The sequence below is a fragment of the Nitratireductor sp. GISD-1A_MAKvit genome (genome assembly GCF_040819555.1).
GTDB lineage: Bacteria > Pseudomonadota > Alphaproteobacteria > Rhizobiales > Rhizobiaceae > Nitratireductor.
The window spans coordinates 384,032-403,926 of record NZ_CP161920.1 but is presented as its reverse complement, the minus strand read 5'-3'; the positions used below and the strand labels follow the sequence as shown (position 1 = coordinate 403,926).

At 60.0% G+C, this 19,895-nt stretch carries 18 protein-coding genes; 5 read left to right on the top strand and 13 right to left on the bottom strand.

Annotation, left to right across the window (positions count from 1 at the left end):
- Positions 1 to 106: 106 nt before the first annotated feature.
- From leuD to AB2N04_RS03130, 3 genes are all read left to right on the top strand, one after another.
- Positions 107 to 712: a 3-isopropylmalate dehydratase small subunit gene (leuD, locus tag AB2N04_RS03140; RefSeq protein ID WP_367716981.1), complete on the top strand. Its 606-nt coding sequence runs from the start codon at positions 107 to 109 to the stop codon at positions 710 to 712.
- Positions 713 to 892: 180 nt separating this feature from the next.
- A complete protein-coding gene (gene leuB, locus AB2N04_RS03135; RefSeq protein WP_367716979.1) occupies positions 893 to 2,002 on the top strand; it encodes a 3-isopropylmalate dehydrogenase in 1,110 nt (369 codons plus the stop codon).
- 323 nt (positions 2,003 to 2,325) lie between these two features.
- The gene (locus AB2N04_RS03130) at positions 2,326 to 3,360 is read left to right on the top strand and encodes an aspartate-semialdehyde dehydrogenase (protein ID WP_367716977.1); all 1,035 of its coding nucleotides are present in this window, start codon (positions 2,326 to 2,328) and stop codon (positions 3,358 to 3,360) included.
- Between the two features lie 292 nt (positions 3,361 to 3,652).
- Here AB2N04_RS03130 and rpsP read toward each other — a convergent pair whose 3' ends face one another.
- The 5 genes from rpsP to AB2N04_RS03105 form a co-directional block, all read right to left on the bottom strand.
- A complete protein-coding gene (gene rpsP, locus AB2N04_RS03125) occupies positions 3,653 to 4,063 on the bottom strand; it encodes a 30S ribosomal protein S16 (RefSeq protein ID WP_367716975.1) in 411 nt (136 codons plus the stop codon).
- A gap of 25 nt (positions 4,064 to 4,088) precedes the next feature.
- Positions 4,089 to 4,592, bottom strand: coding sequence for a GNAT family N-acetyltransferase (locus AB2N04_RS03120; RefSeq protein ID WP_367716973.1), 504 nt, complete (start codon positions 4,590 to 4,592; stop codon positions 4,089 to 4,091).
- 2 nt (positions 4,593 to 4,594) lie between these two features.
- Complete coding sequence (locus AB2N04_RS03115) at positions 4,595 to 4,927, bottom strand: chorismate mutase (protein ID WP_367716971.1); 333 nt, start codon at positions 4,925 to 4,927, stop codon at positions 4,595 to 4,597.
- A 9-nt stretch (positions 4,928 to 4,936) separates the two neighbouring features.
- Positions 4,937 to 6,508, bottom strand: coding sequence for a signal recognition particle protein (ffh, locus tag AB2N04_RS03110; RefSeq protein WP_367716969.1), 1,572 nt, complete (start codon positions 6,506 to 6,508; stop codon positions 4,937 to 4,939).
- Between the two features lie 319 nt (positions 6,509 to 6,827).
- The gene (locus tag AB2N04_RS03105) at positions 6,828 to 7,169 is read right to left on the bottom strand and encodes a hypothetical protein (protein WP_367716967.1); all 342 of its coding nucleotides are present in this window, start codon (positions 7,167 to 7,169) and stop codon (positions 6,828 to 6,830) included.
- Between the two features lie 297 nt (positions 7,170 to 7,466).
- Between AB2N04_RS03105 and AB2N04_RS03100 the strand changes: the two genes are divergently transcribed.
- Complete coding sequence (locus tag AB2N04_RS03100) at positions 7,467 to 8,282, top strand: lytic transglycosylase domain-containing protein (RefSeq protein ID WP_367716965.1); 816 nt, start codon at positions 7,467 to 7,469, stop codon at positions 8,280 to 8,282.
- 168 nt (positions 8,283 to 8,450) lie between these two features.
- On the opposite strand, the gene AB2N04_RS03095 is transcribed toward AB2N04_RS03100, so the two are convergent.
- The 4 genes from AB2N04_RS03095 to AB2N04_RS03080 form a co-directional block, all read right to left on the bottom strand.
- Positions 8,451 to 9,674, bottom strand: coding sequence for an argininosuccinate synthase (locus AB2N04_RS03095; RefSeq protein ID WP_367716963.1), 1,224 nt, complete (start codon positions 9,672 to 9,674; stop codon positions 8,451 to 8,453).
- A 170-nt stretch (positions 9,675 to 9,844) separates the two neighbouring features.
- The gene (locus AB2N04_RS03090; protein ID WP_367716961.1) at positions 9,845 to 11,386 is read right to left on the bottom strand and encodes an indolepyruvate oxidoreductase subunit beta family protein; all 1,542 of its coding nucleotides are present in this window, start codon (positions 11,384 to 11,386) and stop codon (positions 9,845 to 9,847) included.
- A gap of 10 nt (positions 11,387 to 11,396) precedes the next feature.
- Positions 11,397 to 13,550 (bottom strand): thiamine pyrophosphate-dependent enzyme, encoded by a 2,154-nt coding sequence (locus tag AB2N04_RS03085; RefSeq protein ID WP_367716960.1) that lies wholly within the window; start codon positions 13,548 to 13,550, stop codon positions 11,397 to 11,399.
- A 50-nt stretch (positions 13,551 to 13,600) separates the two neighbouring features.
- A complete protein-coding gene (locus tag AB2N04_RS03080; protein ID WP_367716958.1) occupies positions 13,601 to 14,083 on the bottom strand; it encodes a MarR family winged helix-turn-helix transcriptional regulator in 483 nt (160 codons plus the stop codon).
- Positions 14,084 to 14,489: 406 nt separating this feature from the next.
- Between AB2N04_RS03080 and holA the strand changes: the two genes are divergently transcribed.
- Positions 14,490 to 15,530: a DNA polymerase III subunit delta gene (gene holA / locus AB2N04_RS03075; protein WP_367716956.1), complete on the top strand. Its 1,041-nt coding sequence runs from the start codon at positions 14,490 to 14,492 to the stop codon at positions 15,528 to 15,530.
- Positions 15,531 to 15,577: 47 nt separating this feature from the next.
- Here the strand turns inward: holA and AB2N04_RS03070 are convergent, their stop codons facing one another.
- The 4 genes from AB2N04_RS03070 to mnmG are packed head-to-tail and all read right to left on the bottom strand — an operon-like array spanning position 15,578 to position 19,853.
- A complete protein-coding gene (locus tag AB2N04_RS03070) occupies positions 15,578 to 16,447 on the bottom strand; it encodes a ParB/RepB/Spo0J family partition protein (protein WP_367716955.1) in 870 nt (289 codons plus the stop codon).
- 58 nt (positions 16,448 to 16,505) lie between these two features.
- A complete protein-coding gene (locus AB2N04_RS03065) occupies positions 16,506 to 17,294 on the bottom strand; it encodes a ParA family protein (protein WP_367716954.1) in 789 nt (262 codons plus the stop codon).
- A 52-nt stretch (positions 17,295 to 17,346) separates the two neighbouring features.
- A complete protein-coding gene (rsmG, locus tag AB2N04_RS03060) occupies positions 17,347 to 17,982 on the bottom strand; it encodes a 16S rRNA (guanine(527)-N(7))-methyltransferase RsmG (protein ID WP_367716953.1) in 636 nt (211 codons plus the stop codon).
- Positions 17,982 to 19,853: a tRNA uridine-5-carboxymethylaminomethyl(34) synthesis enzyme MnmG gene (mnmG, locus tag AB2N04_RS03055; protein WP_367716951.1), complete on the bottom strand. Its 1,872-nt coding sequence runs from the start codon at positions 19,851 to 19,853 to the stop codon at positions 17,982 to 17,984. Before mnmG ends, rsmG begins: the two co-directional genes overlap by 1 nt.
- Between the last annotated feature and the right edge of the window lie 42 nt (positions 19,854 to 19,895).

Below are 19,895 nucleotides of genomic sequence, written 5' to 3'. Positions count from 1 at the left end.
CCCGGCGCTTGAGGGACGAAAACCAAGAGAGCTTTGCTTTGCGGGGTTGGCTTGTGTATGGAGATGCGGCAGATAAAATGGCCGCGCAGACAACGGACCAGGATTCATGGACAAGTTTACCAAGCTGACGGGCGTTGCCGCGCCCATGCCGATCGTCAATGTCGACACCGACATGATCATCCCGAAGGACTATCTCAAGACGATCAAGCGAACCGGCCTCGGGGCTGGGCTTTTCGCCGAAATGCGTTTTAACGAGGATGGTTCCGAGAACCCGGATTTCGTTCTCAACAAGCCGGCTTACCGCAACGCCAGCATTCTCGTCGCCGGCGACAATTTCGGCTGCGGCTCGAGCCGTGAGCACGCGCCATGGGCGTTGCTCGATTTCGGTATTCGCTGTGTCATTTCCACCAGCTTCGCCGACATTTTCTACAACAACTGCTTCAAGAACGGCATTCTGCCCATCAAGGTGAGCCAGGAAGAGCTGGACATGCTGATGGACGACGCGCAGCGTGGTTCCAACGCGACGCTGACGGTCGATCTTGAAGAGCAGGAGATCCGCGGCCCCGACGGCGGTGTGGTGAAGTTCGAGATCGATGCCTTCAAGCGGCATTGCCTGTTGAACGGCCTCGACGACATCGGTCTCACCATGGAGAAGGCCCCTGCCATCGAGACCTTCGAGAACAAATACACGGAAAGCCATCCGTGGGCGTAAGCCGGGATAACAGAGGCGGCCAGCGCCGCCTCAACTCCGCCATGCATTGGATCGCATAGATCCACACTTTGCCCCGTCATCTTCTGCTCCAGCCGTACCGCTTCGTACGGCATCAGCCTTGCGCAATCGGGCAGAGCGGATTAGCAAGTCCTTCGAATTCCCAAGTTCGAGAGGCTTTTCATGGCAACGCGCAAACTCCTTCTTCTCCCCGGCGACGGCATCGGCCCCGAGGCTATGGCCGAGGTCAAGAAACTCATCGAGATGATGAACGCCGATTTCAACGCCGGGTTCGAGACCGAGGAAGGCCTCGTGGGTGGCTCGGCCTATGATGCGCATGGCCAGTCAATCTCCGATGCCGACATGGACAAGGCCATGGCGGCGGATGCCGTGTTGTTCGGTGCGGTCGGCGGCCCCAAATGGGACGGCGTGCCCTATGAGGTCCGTCCGGAAGCCGGCCTTCTGCGCCTGCGCAAGGAGATGGAGCTTTTTGCCAATCTGCGTCCGGCCATCTGCTACCCGGCACTCGCCGCCTCCTCGTCTCTCAAGCCCGAGGTAGTCGAGGGCCTCGACATCCTGATCGTGCGTGAGCTGACGGGCGGTGTCTATTTCGGTGAACCCAAGGAAATCCTCGACCTCGGCAATGGCCAGAAGCGCGGCATCGACACCCAGGTTTACGACACCTATGAGATCGAGCGCATTTCCGGCGTCGCCTTCGAGCTGGCGCGCACGCGGAGCAACAAGGTCTGCTCCATGGAAAAGCACAATGTGATGAAGTCGGGCGTGCTCTGGAAAGAGGTTGTCGCAAACACCCACAAGGAAAAATATTCCGACGTCGAGCTGACCCACATGCTGGCCGACGCCGGCGGCATGCAGCTCGTGCGCTGGCCCAAGCAATTCGATGTCATCGTCACCGACAATCTGTTCGGCGACATGCTGTCTGACGTTGCTGCCATGCTCACCGGTTCGCTCGGCATGCTGCCTTCGGCTTCGCTGGGCGCACCAGACGAAAAAACCGGCAACCGCAAGGCGCTCTATGAGCCTGTGCACGGTTCCGCACCGGACATCGCCGGCCAGGGCATCGCAAACCCGATCGCCATGATCGCCTCCTTCGCCATGTGCCTGCGCTACTCCTTCAACATGGTTGAAGAAGCAGACCGACTGGAGAAGGCCATCGCGGCGGTTCTGGATGACGGTCTGCGCACCAAGGACCTGATGTCCGACGGCATGACCGAGGTTGGCACGACTGCCATGGGTGATGCCATTGTGGCCAAATACAAGGCGCTGGTCTGATCGCGTTTGCGGCCGGCACTGCCGGCCGCGCATGCTCTTTCATTGACTTACGCCCGATTCAGCGTAAAACAACCCGCGGAAACGGAGACCCTTTTGCCATGCGCGCGCACCTTGAAGCGCCATCAGCACAAAGATTTTTGAACGATGCCCGGAACGGCAGCGTCGGTCTCCGCTTTACCAAAACGACAGCCAAAACGACGACCAAAACGGTCTGACGTCTCGGCTGCTCGTTCTCTCCCCGGGCCCAGCCGGGGAGAAGGTGCCTGCCAGATGCAGGCCTTCAAATCAAAGCCAAGCGGAGAGAGACAGGAGTAACAAACCAGATGGGTTTCAAGATAGCTGTCGCCGGCGCCACGGGGAATGTCGGCCGCGAAATGCTCAATATCCTCGAAGAGCGCGGCTTCCCGGCAGACGAGATCGTCCCGCTTGCTTCACGCCGTTCTGTCGGCACCGAGGTTTCCTACGGCGACAAGACGCTGAAGGTGAAAGCACTCGAATCCTACGACTTTTCCGACACGGACATCTGCCTGATGTCGGCTGGCGGATCGGTCTCCAAGGAGTATTCGCCGAAGATCGGAAAGCAGGGCTGCGTCGTGATCGACAATTCGTCGGCCTGGCGCTACGACCCGGATGTGCCGCTGATCGTTCCGGAAGTGAACGCCGACGCGATCGAGGGTTTCACCAAGAAGAACATCATCGCCAATCCGAACTGCTCCACCGCGCAGCTCGTGGTCGCGTTGAAGCCACTGCATGAGGCAGCGACCATCAAGCGCGTGGTCGTGTCCACCTACCAGTCGGTTTCCGGCTCGGGCAAGGAAGGCATGGACGAGCTGTTTGAGCAGACGCGCGCCGTTTTCGTCGCCGATCCGATCTCGGCGAAGAAATTCACCAAGCGCATCGCCTTCAACTGCATTCCTCACATCGACGTCTTCATGGATGACGGCTTTACCAAGGAAGAGTGGAAGATGGTGGCCGAAACCAAGAAAATGCTCGATCCGAAGATCAAGCTCACGGCCACCTGCGTGCGTGTGCCGGTGTTCATCGGACATGCGGAAGCTGTGAACCTCGAATTCGACAAGCCGATCACGGCTGATGAGGCACGCGAGATCCTGCGCGAAGCGCCGGGCTGCCAGGTCATCGACAAGCGCGAGGATGGCGGTTACATCACGCCCTATGAGAGCGCTGGCGAGGACGCCACCTATATCAGCCGCCTGCGTGAAGACCCCACGGTCGATAACGGGCTGGCGCTTTGGGTGGTGGCCGACAATCTGCGCAAGGGCGCTGCCCTCAACACGGTGCAGATCGCCGAGCTTCTGGTCGCCAAGGGCCTGATCCAGCCGAAGAAAGAAGCTGCCTGAGACAAGGCGGTTCTTTGATTGAAGAATGTGAAAAGCGGGCCTTCGGGTCCGCTTTTTTTGCGCCGTGTTTGTGTATCGAGGCCGGCGCTGGCCCCTCATCCGCCTGCCGGCACCTTCTCCCCGCATACGGGGAGAAGGAGGATGGCCGCAACGTGGATGCCTCCCTCTCCCCGCGAGCGGGGAGAGGGTAAGGGTGAGGGGCGAGCACCATCTCGGATAGCGTCGCACCACACCCCAAACAAAAATGGCGGGCCTTTCGACCCGCCATTCTCAATAGACATGCCGGCAAAGCTTATTCGCTTGCAGCAGCCTCTTCAGCCGGTGCCTCGGCGGCAGCGGCTTCAGCCTCGGCTGCGGCGGCCTTTGCGTCTTCTTCGGCCTGCTTGGCAGCGTCGAGACGCTCCTGTGCCTTCTTGCCGGGCTTCGCCTTGTTCGGGTTGCTGCGCTCGGGGCGCTTGGCAATGCCGGCCTGATCGAGGAAGCGCAGGACGCGGTCGGTCGGCAGGGCGCCGTTTTCGAGCCAATGCTTGATGCGCTCTTCATTCAGGACAACGCGCTCGGCATCCTTGGGCAGCGTCGGGTTCCAGGAGCCGACCTTCTCGATGAAGCGGCCATCGCGCGGGCTGCGCACATCGGCGATAACGACGTGGTAATAGGGGCGCTTCTTGGAGCCCGCACGGGCCAGACGAATTTTCAGTGCCATGGGAAGTTCCTTTCGATAATGGCGTTCAAGCCGGCAGAATGTGCCGGAATCTAAGGCGCGGTTCTCCGCGCAGTTCAGTGGGAGACATGGGCTCTGCACCCAGTCTTTTTGCAACGGCCTGCGAGGCCAGGTTGTCCGGGTGGACGAAGCTCATGAGCGGCGGCAGTTTCAGGTCTTCGGCGGCCCAGACCTGAACGCGCCGCGCCGCCTCCACCGCATAGCCCTTGCCCTCGAAACCCTCATAGAGGCTCCAGGCAAGCTCTGGCTCATCGATCGCGGGCGGATGCCACAGGCCGACATAGCCTGCCACGGCGTCGCTCCCTTTTGGCTGTAGGGCAAACATGCCATAGCCATTGAGCGCCCATTCGCCCGCCATGGACGAAAACGCGCTCCATGCTGCGAAGTCATTCCTAGGCCCACCGATATAGAGCGTGCGCTCAGGATCTGCGCAGAAGGACGCATAAGCGGGAAAATCCTCCCGCTGCCAACCGCGTAAGATCAGGCGTTCGCTTTCGAGGACCGGTGTCATTCTCAGACCTTTTCACCCCGTGCCGAGCCATTGCCGTGCTCTTCGGCAATCGCCTCATGATGACGGATCACCTCGCGGATAATGAAGTTCAGGAACGTCTCGGCAAAGTCCGGATCGAGATTGGCATCGTCCGCAAGCCGGCGCAGGCGCGCAATCTGACGCTCCTCGCGAGCGGGATCAGCCGGCGGCAGATCGTGAACGGCCTTCAGGTGACCAACGGCCTTGGTACAACGGAAACGCTCCGCCAGCATGTGAACGAGTGCCGCATCGATGTTGTCGATGGAGGCGCGCAGTTCGAGAAGCTTTGCCTTGGCCTGATCCGTGTTGTCGCTCATCGGATTCCCTTACTTTTTCTTGGGCAGACCGGGCAGACCGCCGGGTAAACCCGGCAAGCCACCACCGCCCGGCATTCCCGGCAAACCTTTTGGAAGACCGCCCTTGGGCAGACCACCGCCAAGGCCTGCGGCTTCAGCCTGCTTCTGCAAAGCTTCAAGCTGCTTGGGATCCATCTTCGAAAGGTCTGGCATGCCGCCGCCCATGCCACCCGGCATGCCACCGAGCCCCATCTTCTGCGCCATGCCGCCCATCAGGCCACGCATCATGCCGCCCTTGCGACCCTTGCCGCCCATGGCCTTCATCATGTCGGCCATCTGGCGATGCATTTTCAGGAGCTTGTTGATCTGCGCGGAATCCGTGCCCGAACCGGCTGCAATCCGCTTCTTGCGGCTGTGCTTGAGCAGTTCCGGATTGGAACGCTCTTTCGGGGTCATCGACTGGATAATGGCGATCTGGCGACCGAACATCTTGTCATCGAGACCGGCGGCAGCCATCTGGTCCTTCATCTTGCCCATGCCGGGCATCATTCCCATGATGCCGCCCATGCCACCCATGTTCTGCATCTGACGCAGCTGCTCGGCGAGGTCGTTCAGGTCGAACTTGCCGGCCTGCATCTTCTTGGCCATCGCCGCGGCCTTTTCCGCGTCGATGGTCTCGGAGGCTTTCTCGACCAGCGAAACGATATCGCCCATGCCCAGAATGCGGTCGGCGATGCGCTTCGGATAGAACTCCTCGAGCGCATCCATCTTTTCGCCAACACCGATCAGCTTGATCGGCTTGCCGGTGACCGCACGCATGGAAAGCGCCGCACCACCACGCCCGTCACCGTCCATACGGGTCAGAACGAGGCCGGTGATGCCGACACGGTCATTGAAGTTGTTGGCGAGATTGACGGCATCCTGACCGGTGAGCGAGTCGGCCACAAGCAGGATTTCGTGTGGGTTCGACGCGCTCTTGATGTCGGCCATCTCGACCATCAGCGGCTCGTCGATATGCGTACGGCCGGCGGTGTCGAGAATCACGACATCGTGTCCGCCAAGTTTCGCGGCCTGCGTGGCGCGCTTGGCGATCTCGACCGGCGTCTGTCCAGCGATAATCGGCAGCGTGGCGACGCCGGTCTGCTCGCCGATCTGCTTGAGCTGTTCCTGGGCGGCGGGGCGGCGCGTGTCGAGCGACGCCATCAGCACCTTCTTGCCCTGCTTTTCGGTCAGGCGCTTGGCGATCTTGCCGGTCGTGGTGGTTTTACCGGACCCCTGCAGACCGACCATCATGATGACAACGGGCGCTGGCGCGTTGAGGTCGATCGTCTCGCCCTCGGTGCCCAGCATCTCGATGAGCTCGTCGTGGACGATCTTGACGACCATCTGACCGGGCTTGATCGACTTGAGGACTTCGGCGCCGACAGCCTTTTCGCGCACGCGATCCGTGAAGGAACGCACCACATCGAGCGCCACATCCGCCTCGATCAGCGCACGACGCACCTCGCGCAGTGCTGCAGAGACATCCGCCTCCGACAGCGCACCGCGGCCCGTCAGGCCATTCAGGATGGAACCAAGGCGTTCCTGAAGCGATTCAAACATCCGCGTTCCTCATGTCTCGCATCATTCGTGTTCATGCGAGAGGTAATGCATCCGCGTCAGAGCTTCAAACATCGTGCAAAGCCGAAACGCACCCGGGGGCGCATCGCGCTGCCGGATGTTGACCTCCAGGATCATCGTTTGCCAATAAAACGCGCCCTGGTCGGCTGCTCGGAGTTGTTACTCGTCGCGGAGATTTCGCGTCTGTAGACAGGAATTGCGAAGAAGAGTCAAGCGGAAGCCGCCTTTTCCCAGCCCCGCCTGACCAGTTTCACGCATAAGAAGGCGATCACTTGATCTTTCCGGTTTAGCTGACGTCGTTTTAGCTCACGCCGTGTCGTTGCCCGTAGCCGGTGCACCAACTGAAGATCGGGAAATCCGTCCACTGGCAAATACTGCCGTGCCGGAGCAATTCTCTGCCGAGTGTTCCCCAACCGATGTAGAGGCTTTCGGAACCAGACGCATAGTTGCGAAAACGATCGCTGTACAATCGCTCTGAACTCGATCGGAGACTGTCGTCCAGATCGATCAGCAGGTCGCCGGCCGGCTCGGGGGCTACAACCATCGGGCCATGAATAACACCCGCCTGGGCGGCGCTTACAAAAGTGCCATAGCCGGGCAGCGCAATCGTATAGGCAAGTGAGAGTATCGTTTTCAGTATCATTTCAAACTCCTATTTAATAGCCGGCTAATTATATAGCAATGCTTACCCTGCGCAACTGCACGCACATCCCGGGCCCTTCCGGGCAGGCAGCATCGCGCGCTGCTTCACTGTCGCCATTGGGTTGGCCACCAACCCCGCGTTTTGCCGGATATCGATGGAAAAGCGGCAATGATCGCCCCTTTAAGGGTTCTGTAATGACCGATCTGCCAAAAAACACGCCGCTTGCAGCCGCAGACATGTTGTGCAATCGCTGGCAGCAGCACATTATCTGGCCATCTTTATCTTAAGGAGAGCAACATGGCTTTCGGGGGACGTGCAGCGGTACTGGCTGCTGCAATTTGCGCGCCACTTCTTATCGCGGGAAACGCTTCAGCCGCGCAATGCGGCAACAATGCCGGAGGGTTTGAAGCCTGGAAGGCGCAGTTCAGCAAGGAAGCCGCTGCACGCGGGATCGGAAAGCGCGGGTTAAACGCGTTGGCCAACACCCGCTATGCCAAAAAGACCATCGCAGCCGACCGTGGCCAGAAGAGCTTCAAGCTTTCGCTCAAATCCTTCATGCAGAAACGCGGCTCCAACGCGATTGTCTCACGCGGCAAGAGCATGAAGAAGAAATATGCGCGTCTCTTCGCCAATATCGAAAAGCGCTACGGCGTCCCGGCCGGCCCACTGATCGCCATCTGGGGCATGGAAACGGGGTTCGGCGGTTTCCTCGGCAATCAGAACATCGTCTCCGCGGTGGCCACGCTCGCCTATGACTGCCGCCGTTCGGAGTTCTTCACCGGTCATCTCTACGGTGCGCTGACGATGGTGGATCGCGGCATGCTGAACCCCAATGCAAAGGGCGCAGCGCACGGTGAGATCGGTCAGACGCAGTTCCTGCCCGGAAATGCCCTCAAATACGGTGTCGACGGAGACGGCAATGGCCGTGTCGACATGATCCGGTCCAGAGCCGATGCCCTCGCTTCAACCGCAAACTTCCTGCGCGCCCATGGCTGGCGCAGAGGCGCGGGCTATCAGCCGGGACAGCCAAACTTCCGCGCCATTCAGGGCTGGAATGCAGCCGGTGTTTACCAGAAGGCCATCGCCATCATGGCCAAGGAAATCGATGGGTGAGGAGCGTCCCGCCTAGCGGGCAAAAAGCCAACGATTTGGCTTTTTAAGCGACGAACGCCCGGAGCCATGGCGAAGGGCCGGCAGACGCCAGACCTGACTCCGTGCTGCTCCACGCATAAAAAAGCCGGCAACGCAGCCGGCTTTTTCATTATCGAAATACTGTACCGCTCAGCGGCCCCGCCGGCGCGCAGCCAGTGTGCGCAGGCGCAGGGCATTCAGCTTGATGAAGCCGGCTGCGTCTTTCTGATCGTAGGCGCCCTGGTCGTCCTCGAAAGTAACCAGCGCGTCGGAATAGAGCGACTTGTCGGATTTGCGGCCGGTCACGATCACATTGCCCTTGTAGAGCTTCAGGCGCACTTCGCCTTCCACGTCTTCCTGGCTCTTGTCGATGGCGGCCTGCAGCATCTCGCGTTCCGGCGAGAACCAGAAGCCATTGTAGATGAGCTCCGCATAGCGCGGCATCAACTCATCCTTCAGATGCGCAGCACCCCGGTCGAGCGTGACGGACTCCATGGCCCGGTGAGCAGCAAGGAGAATGGTGCCGCCGGGGGTCTCGTAGACACCGCGTGATTTCATGCCCACGAAACGGTTTTCCACCAGATCGATGCGACCAATGCCATTGTCGCGGCCAAGGTCGTTCAGGGCCTTGAGCAGCGTTGCCGGCGAAAGCGCCTCGCCATTGATGGCCACGGCATCGCCTGCCTTGAAAGAGATGGTGATTTCCGTTGGCTCGTCGGGAGCATCCATCGGCGAAACACTGCGCTGATGCACATATTCCGGCGGCTCCACCCACGGGTCTTCCAGCACCTTGCCTTCCGAAGAGGAGTGCAGAAGGTTTGCGTCGACGGAGAACGGCGCCTCTCCCTGCTTGTCCTTGGGCACCGGGATCTGGTGCGCCTCGGCAAAATTGATGAGATCGGTGCGGGACTTGAACTCCCAGTCACGCCACGGCGCAATCACCTTGATGTCGGGATTGAGCGCGTAGGCCGAAAGCTCGAAACGCACCTGGTCGTTGCCCTTGCCGGTGGCACCGTGAGCGATGGCGTCCGCGCCCGTTTCGGCAGCGATTTCCACCAGACGCTTGGAGATCAGCGGGCGGGCAATCGAGGTGCCCAGCAGATAGATGCCCTCATAGACGGCATTGGCGCGGAACATCGGGAAGACGAAATCGCGTACGAATTCCTCGCGCACATCCTCAATGTAGATTTCCTTGATGCCCATCATCTCGGCTTTTTTGCGCGCCGGCTCCAGCTCATCGCCCTGGCCGAGATCGGCGGTGAAGGTCACCACTTCGGCGCCAAGCTCCGTCTGCAGCCATTTGAGGATGATCGAGGTGTCGAGACCGCCCGAATAGGCAAGCACGACCTTTTTCACGTCTTTGAGTTTCGTCATGGTCTTTCCCGGTATGAGAAGGTTCGGCATGGCCGGCCGGCTCCGCACACCGGAGCCTCTGAGGTTGTGGCGACTAATATCAGGAATGACGGCGCGGGCAAGGCCAGACCCGGCAAATGAAACGCGCCGCGGCATTTCAGACATGGGTGAGCGCCATGGGCGGCGTCGGTTCAGGCGGCTTCCAGCGTCGCCACCGTCTTGAGCGCCCCGTCGAGCATTTCGCCCTTCTCGTCCTTTAGTGCGGCTTCGCGCAATCGTCGCAGCCAGTCTGCCGCATCGTTGCGGCCGTCCAGCAGGGGCAGGCCGGAAAGCACCCGGTCGAACTTGGAATGCCCGCGCACATGTGTGTCGCTATAGCCCTTGATCAGCCGGCGGCAGTTGAGAATCTCGACCGCCAGCGCATAGTCACGCTGCGCCGTGTCGAGCGCCAGCGCATACCAGCGCTCCAGATGCGCCTCTTCCACCTGGTGACGCAGCAGTGACCGGCGCCATGGCCGCAGCGTGCCGATCAGCCAGAGAGCGCCGAAGCCGAACAGGCTGTCCGTGCGTATGCGCCGTCCGCGATTGATGCGGCGATCGACAAAACGGGCAAGGCCCGGCCGGTTTTCTATGAAACGGCCAAGACCCGCCGGCAGCGTGCCACAGAACTCCTCCACGCGCGGATGAAAGAATTCGGTCACCTGAAGCACATTGGCCTCGCCAACCTTCATTTCCCTGCGGATACGCTCGGCGCGCGCGGTGCGCGTTTTCAGGTCGGCGACCCGCAAGATGTCGTCATAGCACATGGCGTTGGCCACATGCTTTGCCGCCGCTTCTCCAAGGGCATGGCCCTTCTCAGCGCTGTCCAGCGCCAGCGCTCTGTCGAGTCTGTCGAGATACTCCGCACCATAGGCGAGGTCCTGATAGTCGACCACCTTGCGCAATCCGGCGAGCGCCATGGCCCTCATCGGTTCGGGATAGGCCTCCGCGCGAGTGGCCAGCGCATTCCACTTTTCAACGAGCCTGCGCGGACCTTTGACGGTGATCTTCCCGGAAGTCGGTACTGCCTCCGGGCGGGCTTCTTCCACACGCGCTCCCGACGCCGTGAGATCGAAGGCCTTGCCAAATGCCGCCAGGCTCGCCTTCACCCCGCGCCCGGAGGCCTCGATCGTTTCCTCGTAGCTTTCACGCGGAAACGGCAAGGCACCGGAGCCGGCCAGCGCCCCGAACAGGCTTGATGAAATCACGGAGCCAGCGTCCACGGCCACCTTCTCCATGTCAAAGCAGATATAGCGGTTCGCCGCTTCGCGTGCATTCCTGTGAACGGTAGGAGAATCCGCACGCCCGTCGCCCGGCTCGATCTTTTCTGAAACAGCTGCGATGCGGTGCGCCGAGGCAATCAGCGTGGTGCGGTCGGGTGTCACGAAACCGCGCATCACCGCACGCCCTGCCTCCATAAGCTCGGCGGCGATCAGGATATCGATGTCACCCTGCGCCGGCGCCAGCGAGAAGACAGGCCGGCGACCGGTGTCCTGACACATCTCCACATAATAGATCGTCGCCCCCGTGCGCTGCGCCACGCCAGCAACGGAGGTCGCCTGAGCGAGATATCCATTGCGCTCGGCCACATCGGTGATCCAGTTGGTGAGAACACCGCCGCCCTGCCCGCCCACGGCCAGAATGGCAAGCTTGATGATCTTCTGGTCTTCTTTTGCTTTCATACGCTTGGCCATGGTCGTTTCCTCAGGCGTCTGCGAATGTCAGGCGCCGCTTTTCACGACGGGATTGCAGGAAGCCTGTCACCCCACGGCGCACCCTGTTGGCGAAACGATCCCACCAGCCCGGATTGTGCACCACGTCGGCGCGATAGAAGGACGGGCACAGGACCGCCGCATCGGCCACTTCGCCGCAATTGCCGCAGCCCACGCAGGTGTGATCGATCGAAGCAACCGGATCATCCCGCAGCGGATCATCCAGCTTCTTGACCGAAAGCGACGGACAGCCCGAAAGCCGCATGCAGGCGTGATCGCCGGTGCAGACATCCTCATCGACGCCGAAACGCGGCTTCACCACCCGCTCGCCGCCCGAGATCGCTTTCGCGGTAAGGGGTTTCTCGCGGCGCTGGCGGTTGAGCATGCATTCGGAAGAGGCGACGATCACCTTCGGCCCCTTCTCCTTTGTCGTCAGCGCCTCGCGCAGTGCGGCGCGCACCCTGGTCACGTCATAGGTACGGTCGATATGCCGAACCCATTTCACGCCCATCCCCTTCACCGCGTCGGTGATCGGATGTTTCGTCGACTTGGTGGGATTGTCGGCACGCGAGGAGAGAATGTCCTGGCCACCGGTCGCCGCCGAATAGAAATTATCGACCACGACAATGACACCGTCATTCTCGTTGAAGACGGCATTGCCGATCGAGGATGTCAGGCCGTTGTGCCAGAAGCCGCCGTCACCGACGAAGGAGATCGAGCGCCGCTTCGCATCTGGCGAATTGAAGGCCGAGGCCGAAGCCGGCCCGAGGCCATAGCCCATCGTTGTCGCACCAAGTTCAAAGGGCGGCATGGTCGAAAACAGATGACAGCCGATATCCGACGAGATGTGGTGCGGTCCCATTTCCTGCTCGATCAGCTTGGTGGCTGCAAAGATCGGCCGTTCCGGGCAGCCCGTGCAGAAGCCCGGCGGGCGCCCCGGCACCACTTTGGCGAGATCCGCTGCCAGCGTGTTTTCGCCCGACGCGTTGGGGGCCAGAACCTGCGCCGTCAGAAGGTCCGGCGCATTGGCGCGCAGATAGGCGCTAATGCCATCGAGCATGACCTGACCGGTATATTCACCGGCCATCGGAAGAAAATCCTTGCCAAGAATGCGGGTTTCGAGCCCCTTCTTGTGCATCATCGAGGCGATGGCCTGCTCAAGATAGTTGGGCTGCCCCTCCTCCACGATCAGAACGGAGTCCTTGTCCTCGCAGAAGCCGATCACCTCGTCATCGATGAGGGGATAGACCGCGTTGAGCACATAGAGCGGCACATCCGTCTCGCCATAGACATCAGCCAGGCCGATGCGCTGCAGCGCCCGGATGACGCTGTTGTACATGCCGCCCTGCAGAATGATGCCGACCCTGCCGCGATCCGGCCCGAAAAACTCGTTGATCCTGCGCGAGCGAATGAAATCCACCGCCGCCGGCATGCGCTTTTCCACCTTTTCCTTTTCATGCAGGAAAGATGCGGGCGGCAGTACGATACGGTTGGTGTCGCGACGTGGATTCTCAAGCGCATCCGCAACGGTCATTTCCGGGCGCCTGTTATCTTTTGTCTCGAAACTGCCGGTCACATGGCAGCTGCGAATGCGCACCATCAGCATGACCGGGGTGTTGGAAACTTCCGAAAGCTCGAACCCATCTTCCACGGCCTTGACGATGGAGGGCAGATTGGGACGCGGATCGAGCAGCCAGACCTGGCTCTTCATGGCAAAGGGGTGGCTGCGCTCCTGCATGATGGAGGAGCCTTCGCCGTAATCCTCGCCGACGATGATGAGCGCACCTCCGGTCACGCCGCCAGAGGCAAGGTTGGCCAGTGCATCCGATGCGACATTGAGGCCCACCGCCGATTTGAACGTGCAGGCGCCGCGAATGGGATAGTGTACGGAAGCCGCCAGCATGGCCGTCGCCGTCGCTTCGGAGGCACTGGCCTCGAAATGAACGCCGAGTTCACCCAGAATGTCCTGCGCATCGGCCAGAACGTCCATGAGGTGGCTGATGGGGGCACCCTGATAGCCGCCCACATAGCCCACGCCACACTGTAAAAGCGCCTTGGTGATGGCGAGAATCCCTTCGCCGTGAAAGGTCTCCCCGGCCCCGAGCCGCAGCTTCTGGACCTCCTTTACAAACGAACGTTCGGCCATGGTTCTCTCCCGTGGCTGGTGCGCCGATCCATCATCGCGCGGGCCTGCCGCTAGAAATCGTGTTTTCGAATGTTGCCCAGGATCTTCTGAAGCGTGGCGATAAAGGTTGCGTATTCCGCCTCGTCCACATCCGTGAACATTTCGGAAAAGGCCTCATGCATTGCGGGCCAGACGCGGTTGAACTCTTCCCGCCCCTTGTCCGTCAGATAGATGTTGCGGGTTCGGCTGTCGTCCTGGCACGCTTCGCGCCGAACCAGCCCCTGGGTCTCCATCGCGTCGAGCGTCCGGCTCATGGTCGATTGCTCAATCACCGTGTAGACTGATAGCTCGTTGATCGACATTCCATCGCCGACAGCCAGCACGGCAAGAGCGCGCACCTGTGGCACAGTGAGATCGTGGTTTCGCAGACCCTGCCGCAACGTCGCATTGTAGCGCCCCATGATCCGGTTCATCAGATAAGGCGCAAACTGCTGCAGACCGATCTGTCCCAGCGTCGCGATCTTCACGTTCCTTCCATCCTGCCGCTCGTCCATCAACTCCTCACAGTCACGCGATGCTCGTTACCGGCAACATCCTCTTGGTCCCAAAGGCTACCTTAAGCAGTCGGGTCATGGCGGGGCCGCACGACAACGCTGGTTTGAGATAGTCCAAAATAAATGCATTTGCAAATATTATTCCGTTTCGCCATTATGGGAACCCGAGCTTTTGTCGATCCTAATCTCATTTTGTCTGATGCATAATTTGTTTGCCGGCGATGTTAACGTGATCGCGATCCGTGGATCGTCAGTGCATGAAAATGCAGATAATTATACTCTAGCGCTGTCTGGTGTACGCGAGATTGCGGGTTCCGAAACCGCGCTACTCGCGGACACCGAGAGCGGCGAAGATCGATACATTTTCCAGCGTGCTCTCCTCGATCTCCTGTGATATCCAGCCGATATGGCACAGAAAAAAGCGCACGAAGTCGACCGTTGGCTGGCAAGGCCGGACTCGTCCAGCCGTGTCATATTAATCTATGGGCCCGACCGGGGATTGGTCAGTGAACGAGCGAAGCGTTATGCAGCTGGTACTGGTCTGCCGCTGGATGACCCCTTTACCGTTGTGCGAATGGATGCTGCCGAGGTCGAACAGCAACCCGGTCGACTGGCAGACGAAGCACAGACAGTTCCTATGTTTTCCGACCAGCGGCTTATCTGGGTGAAGGGTGCAGGAAACCACAAGGGGTTTGTCAACGATGTGACCATCCTCCTCAAGGAACCACCTGCGGACTGTACAGTTCTGATCGAGGGTGGTGACCTGCGCAAGGGTTCGTCGCTTCGCTCGGCTGTCGAACGCGGTGCAAGTGCAATGGCGCTGCCTTGCTATGCAGATGACGGCCGCGGCGTCGATGCCGTGATTGACGAAGTTCTTGGCGCGGCGGGTCTCAAGATCTCTCTGGATGCCCGCCAGCTTCTCAAAGCAAATCTCGGCGGCGACCGGCTCGCGACCCGTGGAGAACTGGAGAAACTCTCGCTCTATTGCAAGGATTCTGCGGAAATCACGGTAGAGGACATTCGCCTGCTGATTGGCGATGTGGCTGGTCTCAGCAGCGACGAAGCGGTCGATGCAGTGATTACAGGGCAATTCCAGGCATTCGACAGTGCTTTTCAGCGATTTCTTGCGGCGGGAAACCCACCGTTTCTCATTCTTTCAGCGACACTGAGGCAGCTTCATGCGCTTCAGATCATGCGTGAAGCGATGGACACGAAAGGCGTTTCAGCGAGCTCGGCAGTCGCCGGTGCAAGGCCACCGGTATTTTTCTCACGGCGAAAGACAGTTGAAACCGCTCTCGGACGCTGGAACAGCACTGCGCTTCGCAATGCGACCGATCGGGTTCAGGCCACCATTCTGCGAACCCGTCAAAGGCCGGCGCTGGCTGGACCGATCGCTCGGCAAGCCCTTCTTGCGCTGGCTGTGGAAAGCGCCCGCGGCCGGCGCTAGAACGCCCCGGCTGCGTAGCTCAACATCCGAAAATCGCTGCCTTCGTATTATTGCTGTAGAAGACGACAGATCTCATCAAGCTGTTCGAGCGAGCGATAGGCGATCTTCAGCTCACCGCCGCGTTGCTTGTGATTGATCACAACCTTCAGCCCGGTCCGGTCTGTCAGCAGCTTCTGGAGCGCCAGCGTATCGGCATCCTTTTCCTTTTTCTGGGGCCGCGAGGACTTCTCCTCACCCTGCGGCGCCGCAGCCAGAGCTTCCGCCTGACGGACAGAAAGTCCATCTTCGATGATCCGGTGGGCCAGAGCAACAGGATCAGCAGCGGTGACCAGCGTGCGCGCATGCCCGGCTGAAAGGGACCCATCCACGATAAGGTCGCTGACAGCGTCGGGCAGTTTCAACAGCCTGAGCGTATTGGCCACATGGCTTCGGCTCTTGCCGATAACCTGCCCGAGGTCGGCCTGCGTATAATTGTGCTCATCGATGAGCTGCTGGTATCCCCTTGCCTCTTCCAACGCATTGAGATCCGAGCGTTGAACATTTTCGATGATGGCCAGCTCCAGGGCGGCCTTGTCGTCGACCTCCCGAAGGATGACCGGAACTTCAGTGAGACCGGCGCGCTGCGCTGCCCTCCAGCGCCGCTCGCCCGCGATGATCTCAAACCGGCCCGGCGCCTCGCCCGACCGTACAACCACGGGCTGCACGATGCCGTGCTCGCGAATCGACTGAGCGAGATCGCCAAGCTCGGCCTCGGCAAACTGCCGTCGCGGATTGCGCGGGTTGGGCGATATGAACTCGATGGGGACGGAGCGATCGGCCCTGACGACCTCCATCGGCTCGGCCTCCGGCTTGTCCATCTCGCCAATCAGTGCGGCAAGCCCCCGCCCGAGACGTTTGCGTGAAGGATCTTCGTTCATGTCACAACACCATCAACCAAAAAGCTAACTCTTCCCGAAGGCAGAACCGAAGCGACCATCACGCCGCACGCAGCCGCCGCTCACGCCGGATTACTTCCGATGCCAATTGCAAATATGCCTGGCTTCCCGAACATTTGAGATCGTACAGGATCGCGGGTTTGCCATAAGACGGTGCTTCCGAAACCCGCACATTGCGTGGGATGACCGTATCATAGACCGCATCGCCCATATGGGCCCGAACATCCTCAACCACCTGATTCGCAAGGTTGTTTCGTCGATCAAACATGGTCAGGACAATGCCCTGAATGCCCAGATGCGGATTGATTGAACCGCGCACCTGCTCAACGGTTTCAAGCAATTGGCTAAGCCCCTCGAGAGCAAAGAACTCACATTGCAGCGGGACGAGAACCGAATCCGCCGCCGCCATGGCATTGAGCGTCAGAAGGTTTAGTGAAGGCGGACAATCCACCAGCACGTAGGAATAGGGTATCCCATCCTCATTCAGAGCGTTGCGGAGTTTGAGCACACGGTCCGGCGCGCCCGAGATTTCCATCTCGATACCGAGGAGGTCCAGCGTGGAAGCGACGATCGACAATCCCGGTACAGCCGTTTCCATGGCCGCTTCCATGACCCCGGCATTGCCGGTAAGCACATCATAGGAGGAAACCAGACGCTTCTGCCGGTCGATGCCCAGGCCGGTACTCGCATTGCCCTGCGGATCAAGATCGACAACCAGAACATTCTCGCCGATGGCCGCGAGAGCCGTGGCCAGATTGATGGCGGTTGTGGTTTTTCCCACACCACCCTTCTGGTTGGCGACTGTGATGATACGCGTACCGCTATTCATCGCTGCTGCTACCCCGAATTGACCCCAAAAATGAGTTGAGCGTCATGCCGACCTACACCCTGCGTGGGTTGGAAACTTCAAGGATGGCAGCCGCCGCATCAACCTTATCTTCATGTTCTACCAGATCGAATCGCCAGACGTCACCGCTTTCTTCCACTTCTCGCCGGTAATCCCGACCTTTGTGAAAAAGCCCCTTTGCCCCCTGCCTCAACCAGGGCTCGGTAAGCTCCAGAAGCAGCGGTAGCGGGGCAAGCGCGCGGGCGGTCACGATCTCCGGGGTGGGAATCAGGTCATGGCAATCTTCTATGCGCCGGGCATGAACACGCGGCTGGACGCCAACTTCATTGAGTGCCGCGACCAGAAATGATGCCTTTTTTCGATTGCTTTCCACCAGGTGAACCTGCGCCCCGGGCTTTTCCGCCAGCAGGATGGAGAGGACGGCACCGGGAAACCCACCTCCAGAGCCAACATCAAGCCAGTATCCAGCATCTGGTGCCAGCCGTAGCAACTGCGCACTATCGAGAACATGCCGCTCCCAGAGCGTGGAAAGCGTCGATGGCGCCGCGAGATTGATCCGCCGAGACCAGCGGCAGAATATTGCTTCAAAAGCGTTCAGGCGATCAAATGTTTCACGTGAAACGGATCCAGCGACGGCTGTAAGCTGTTCAAATCTAACCGTGTCAGACATCAGGCCGCGCCCCGTTGCTGCTCTGCCTGCCGAAGCATCGCTATGATCAAGGCCAGCGCTGCCGGTGTCATTCCATCGATTCTCTGGGCCTCCGCGATGCTGCGCGGGCGCCGCGCCGCAAGTTTGTGCTTGAGCTCATTGGAGAGGCCCGGAATCGAGTCAAAACATATATCTTCAGGGATAAGCCGCTCTTCCTCCCGACGCAACATTGCAGCATCCTGCCCCTGTCGTTCGAGATAGACTGCGTAACGGGCCTCGGTTTCGATCTTCTCAGCAAGATTCGCTGGAATATCAGTCAGTTCCGGCCAAATCTCGCTCAACCTTTTCATGTCTATATCAGCATAGGACAGAAGATCAAAGGCCGACCGGCGCACACCATCCCTGTTCAGCGAAATCCCAAACCTGGCAGCTTCATTGGGACTGAGATCGCGGCTTTTCACCAGACTCAATGCTGACTCCAACCCACACGACAGCGCCTCGAACCGGCTGCAACGCTCCGATGAAGCGATTCCGAGCTTGATCGCGAGGGGTGTGAGCCGTGCGTCAGCATTGTCGGCGCGGAGAGAAAGCCGGTATTCCGCACGGGAGGTGAACATCCGATAAGGCTCGCTCACACCGCGCGAAACAAGATCGTCGACCAGAACGCCAATATAGGCATCTGCACGACCGAGCGTGATACCCTCTCCACCTGCAGCGGCACGTGCCGCATTCAGCCCGGCGAGCAGCCCCTGCGCGGCAGCCTCTTCATAACCCGTGGTACCGTTTATCTGGCCGGCGAGAAACAGCCCGGCGACCCGGCGAGTCTCCAGCGTGGGGTTGAGGTCCCTGGGATCAACATGATCATACTCAATGGCATAGCCTGGTTGCAGCATCCGCGCCTTTTCCAGACCGGGAATGGTCTGCAGCAGTACACGCTGAGCGTCTTCCGGAAGCGATGTGGATATGCCGTTGGGATATACCGTGTCATCGTTCAGACCTTCCGGCTCGAGAAAGATCTGATGCCCTTCGCGATCGCCAAACTTGACGATCTTGTCTTCGATCGAAGGACAATATCTCGGCCCCACGCCATCGATTGCACCGGAATACATCGCGGAACGATGAAGATTGTCGCGGATTACTGCATGGGTGGCGCCATTGGTGCGGGTGATGCCACATTCAATCTGCGGGTTGTCGATTCTGTCCGTTAATAAGGAGAACGGCACTGGATCCTTGTCCGCTGGCTGCATGTCGAGGGACTGCCAGTCGATCGTCCTGCCATCAAGCCTCGGAGGCGTACCGGTTTTCAGCCGGCCAAGGCGGAATCCCGCTGCCTCCATCGACAGGGAGAGGCGCTCTGCCGCCTGTTCATTCATCCGGCCCGCCGGAAAGGTCTTCTCTCCGATGTGAATCAGTCCACGCAGGAAGGTGCCCGTGGTGAGGACCACTGCCCCACAGGAAAGACTGCGCTCCCCCGATACGACGACTCCATGGACTCGCCCCTGCCTGACAGTTAGCTCAAGGGCCTCGCCTTCGACAACACTCAGGTTCTGCTGTTCCTTCACCGCTCTTTGAATGGCCGCTCGGTACAGGCCCCGGTCTGCCTGTGTTCGCGGCCCTCGCACCGCTGGGCCCTTTCTGCGGTTGAGTAGCCGGAACTGAATTCCTGCAGCATCTGCGGCGCGGCCCATGAGTCCATCCAGTGCGTCGACCTCACGGACGAGATGACCCTTGCCGAGCCCGCCGATCGCCGGGTTGCAGGACATCACGCCAATCGATTCGAAACTGAGCGTCACTAGCGCTGTTGAAGCACCGCTCCGAGCCGCGGCGGAAGCGGCCTCGACACCGGCATGTCCGCCACCGATCACTATGACGTCGAAGGTTTCGTTTTGCATTGCTTGAATCCGCATGTTCGATATCCCGGGACGAGCAAGTGG

Bases quoted from the DNA above. Each gene is read 5' to 3' on its own strand.
- AB2N04_RS03100 (WP_367716965.1), top strand. From the start codon at position 7,467: ATGGCTTTCGGGGGACGTGCAGCGGTACTGGCTGCTGCAATTTGCGCG.
- AB2N04_RS03070 (WP_367716955.1), bottom strand. From the start codon at position 16,447: ATGAACGAAGATCCTTCACGCAAACGTCTCGGGCGGGGGCTTGCCGCA.
- rpsP (WP_367716975.1), bottom strand. From the start codon at position 4,063: ATGGCACTGAAAATTCGTCTGGCCCGTGCGGGCTCCAAGAAGCGCCCC.
- AB2N04_RS03105 (WP_367716967.1), bottom strand. From the start codon at position 7,169: ATGATACTGAAAACGATACTCTCACTTGCCTATACGATTGCGCTGCCC.
- leuB (WP_367716979.1), top strand. From the start codon at position 893: ATGGCAACGCGCAAACTCCTTCTTCTCCCCGGCGACGGCATCGGCCCC.
- AB2N04_RS03130 (WP_367716977.1), top strand. From the start codon at position 2,326: ATGGGTTTCAAGATAGCTGTCGCCGGCGCCACGGGGAATGTCGGCCGC.
- ffh (WP_367716969.1), bottom strand. From the start codon at position 6,508: ATGTTTGAATCGCTTCAGGAACGCCTTGGTTCCATCCTGAATGGCCTG.
- AB2N04_RS03095 (WP_367716963.1), bottom strand. From the start codon at position 9,674: ATGACGAAACTCAAAGACGTGAAAAAGGTCGTGCTTGCCTATTCGGGC.
- AB2N04_RS03065 (WP_367716954.1), bottom strand. From the start codon at position 17,294: ATGAATAGCGGTACGCGTATCATCACAGTCGCCAACCAGAAGGGTGGT.
- mnmG (WP_367716951.1), bottom strand. From the start codon at position 19,853: ATGCAAAACGAAACCTTCGACGTCATAGTGATCGGTGGCGGACATGCC.
- holA (WP_367716956.1), top strand. From the start codon at position 14,490: ATGGCACAGAAAAAAGCGCACGAAGTCGACCGTTGGCTGGCAAGGCCG.
- leuD (WP_367716981.1), top strand. From the start codon at position 107: ATGGACAAGTTTACCAAGCTGACGGGCGTTGCCGCGCCCATGCCGATC.
- AB2N04_RS03090 (WP_367716961.1), bottom strand. From the start codon at position 11,386: ATGGCCAAGCGTATGAAAGCAAAAGAAGACCAGAAGATCATCAAGCTT.
- AB2N04_RS03080 (WP_367716958.1), bottom strand. From the start codon at position 14,083: ATGGACGAGCGGCAGGATGGAAGGAACGTGAAGATCGCGACGCTGGGA.
- AB2N04_RS03085 (WP_367716960.1), bottom strand. From the start codon at position 13,550: ATGGCCGAACGTTCGTTTGTAAAGGAGGTCCAGAAGCTGCGGCTCGGG.
- AB2N04_RS03120 (WP_367716973.1), bottom strand. From the start codon at position 4,592: ATGACACCGGTCCTCGAAAGCGAACGCCTGATCTTACGCGGTTGGCAG.
- AB2N04_RS03115 (WP_367716971.1), bottom strand. From the start codon at position 4,927: ATGAGCGACAACACGGATCAGGCCAAGGCAAAGCTTCTCGAACTGCGC.
- rsmG (WP_367716953.1), bottom strand. From the start codon at position 17,982: ATGTCTGACACGGTTAGATTTGAACAGCTTACAGCCGTCGCTGGATCC.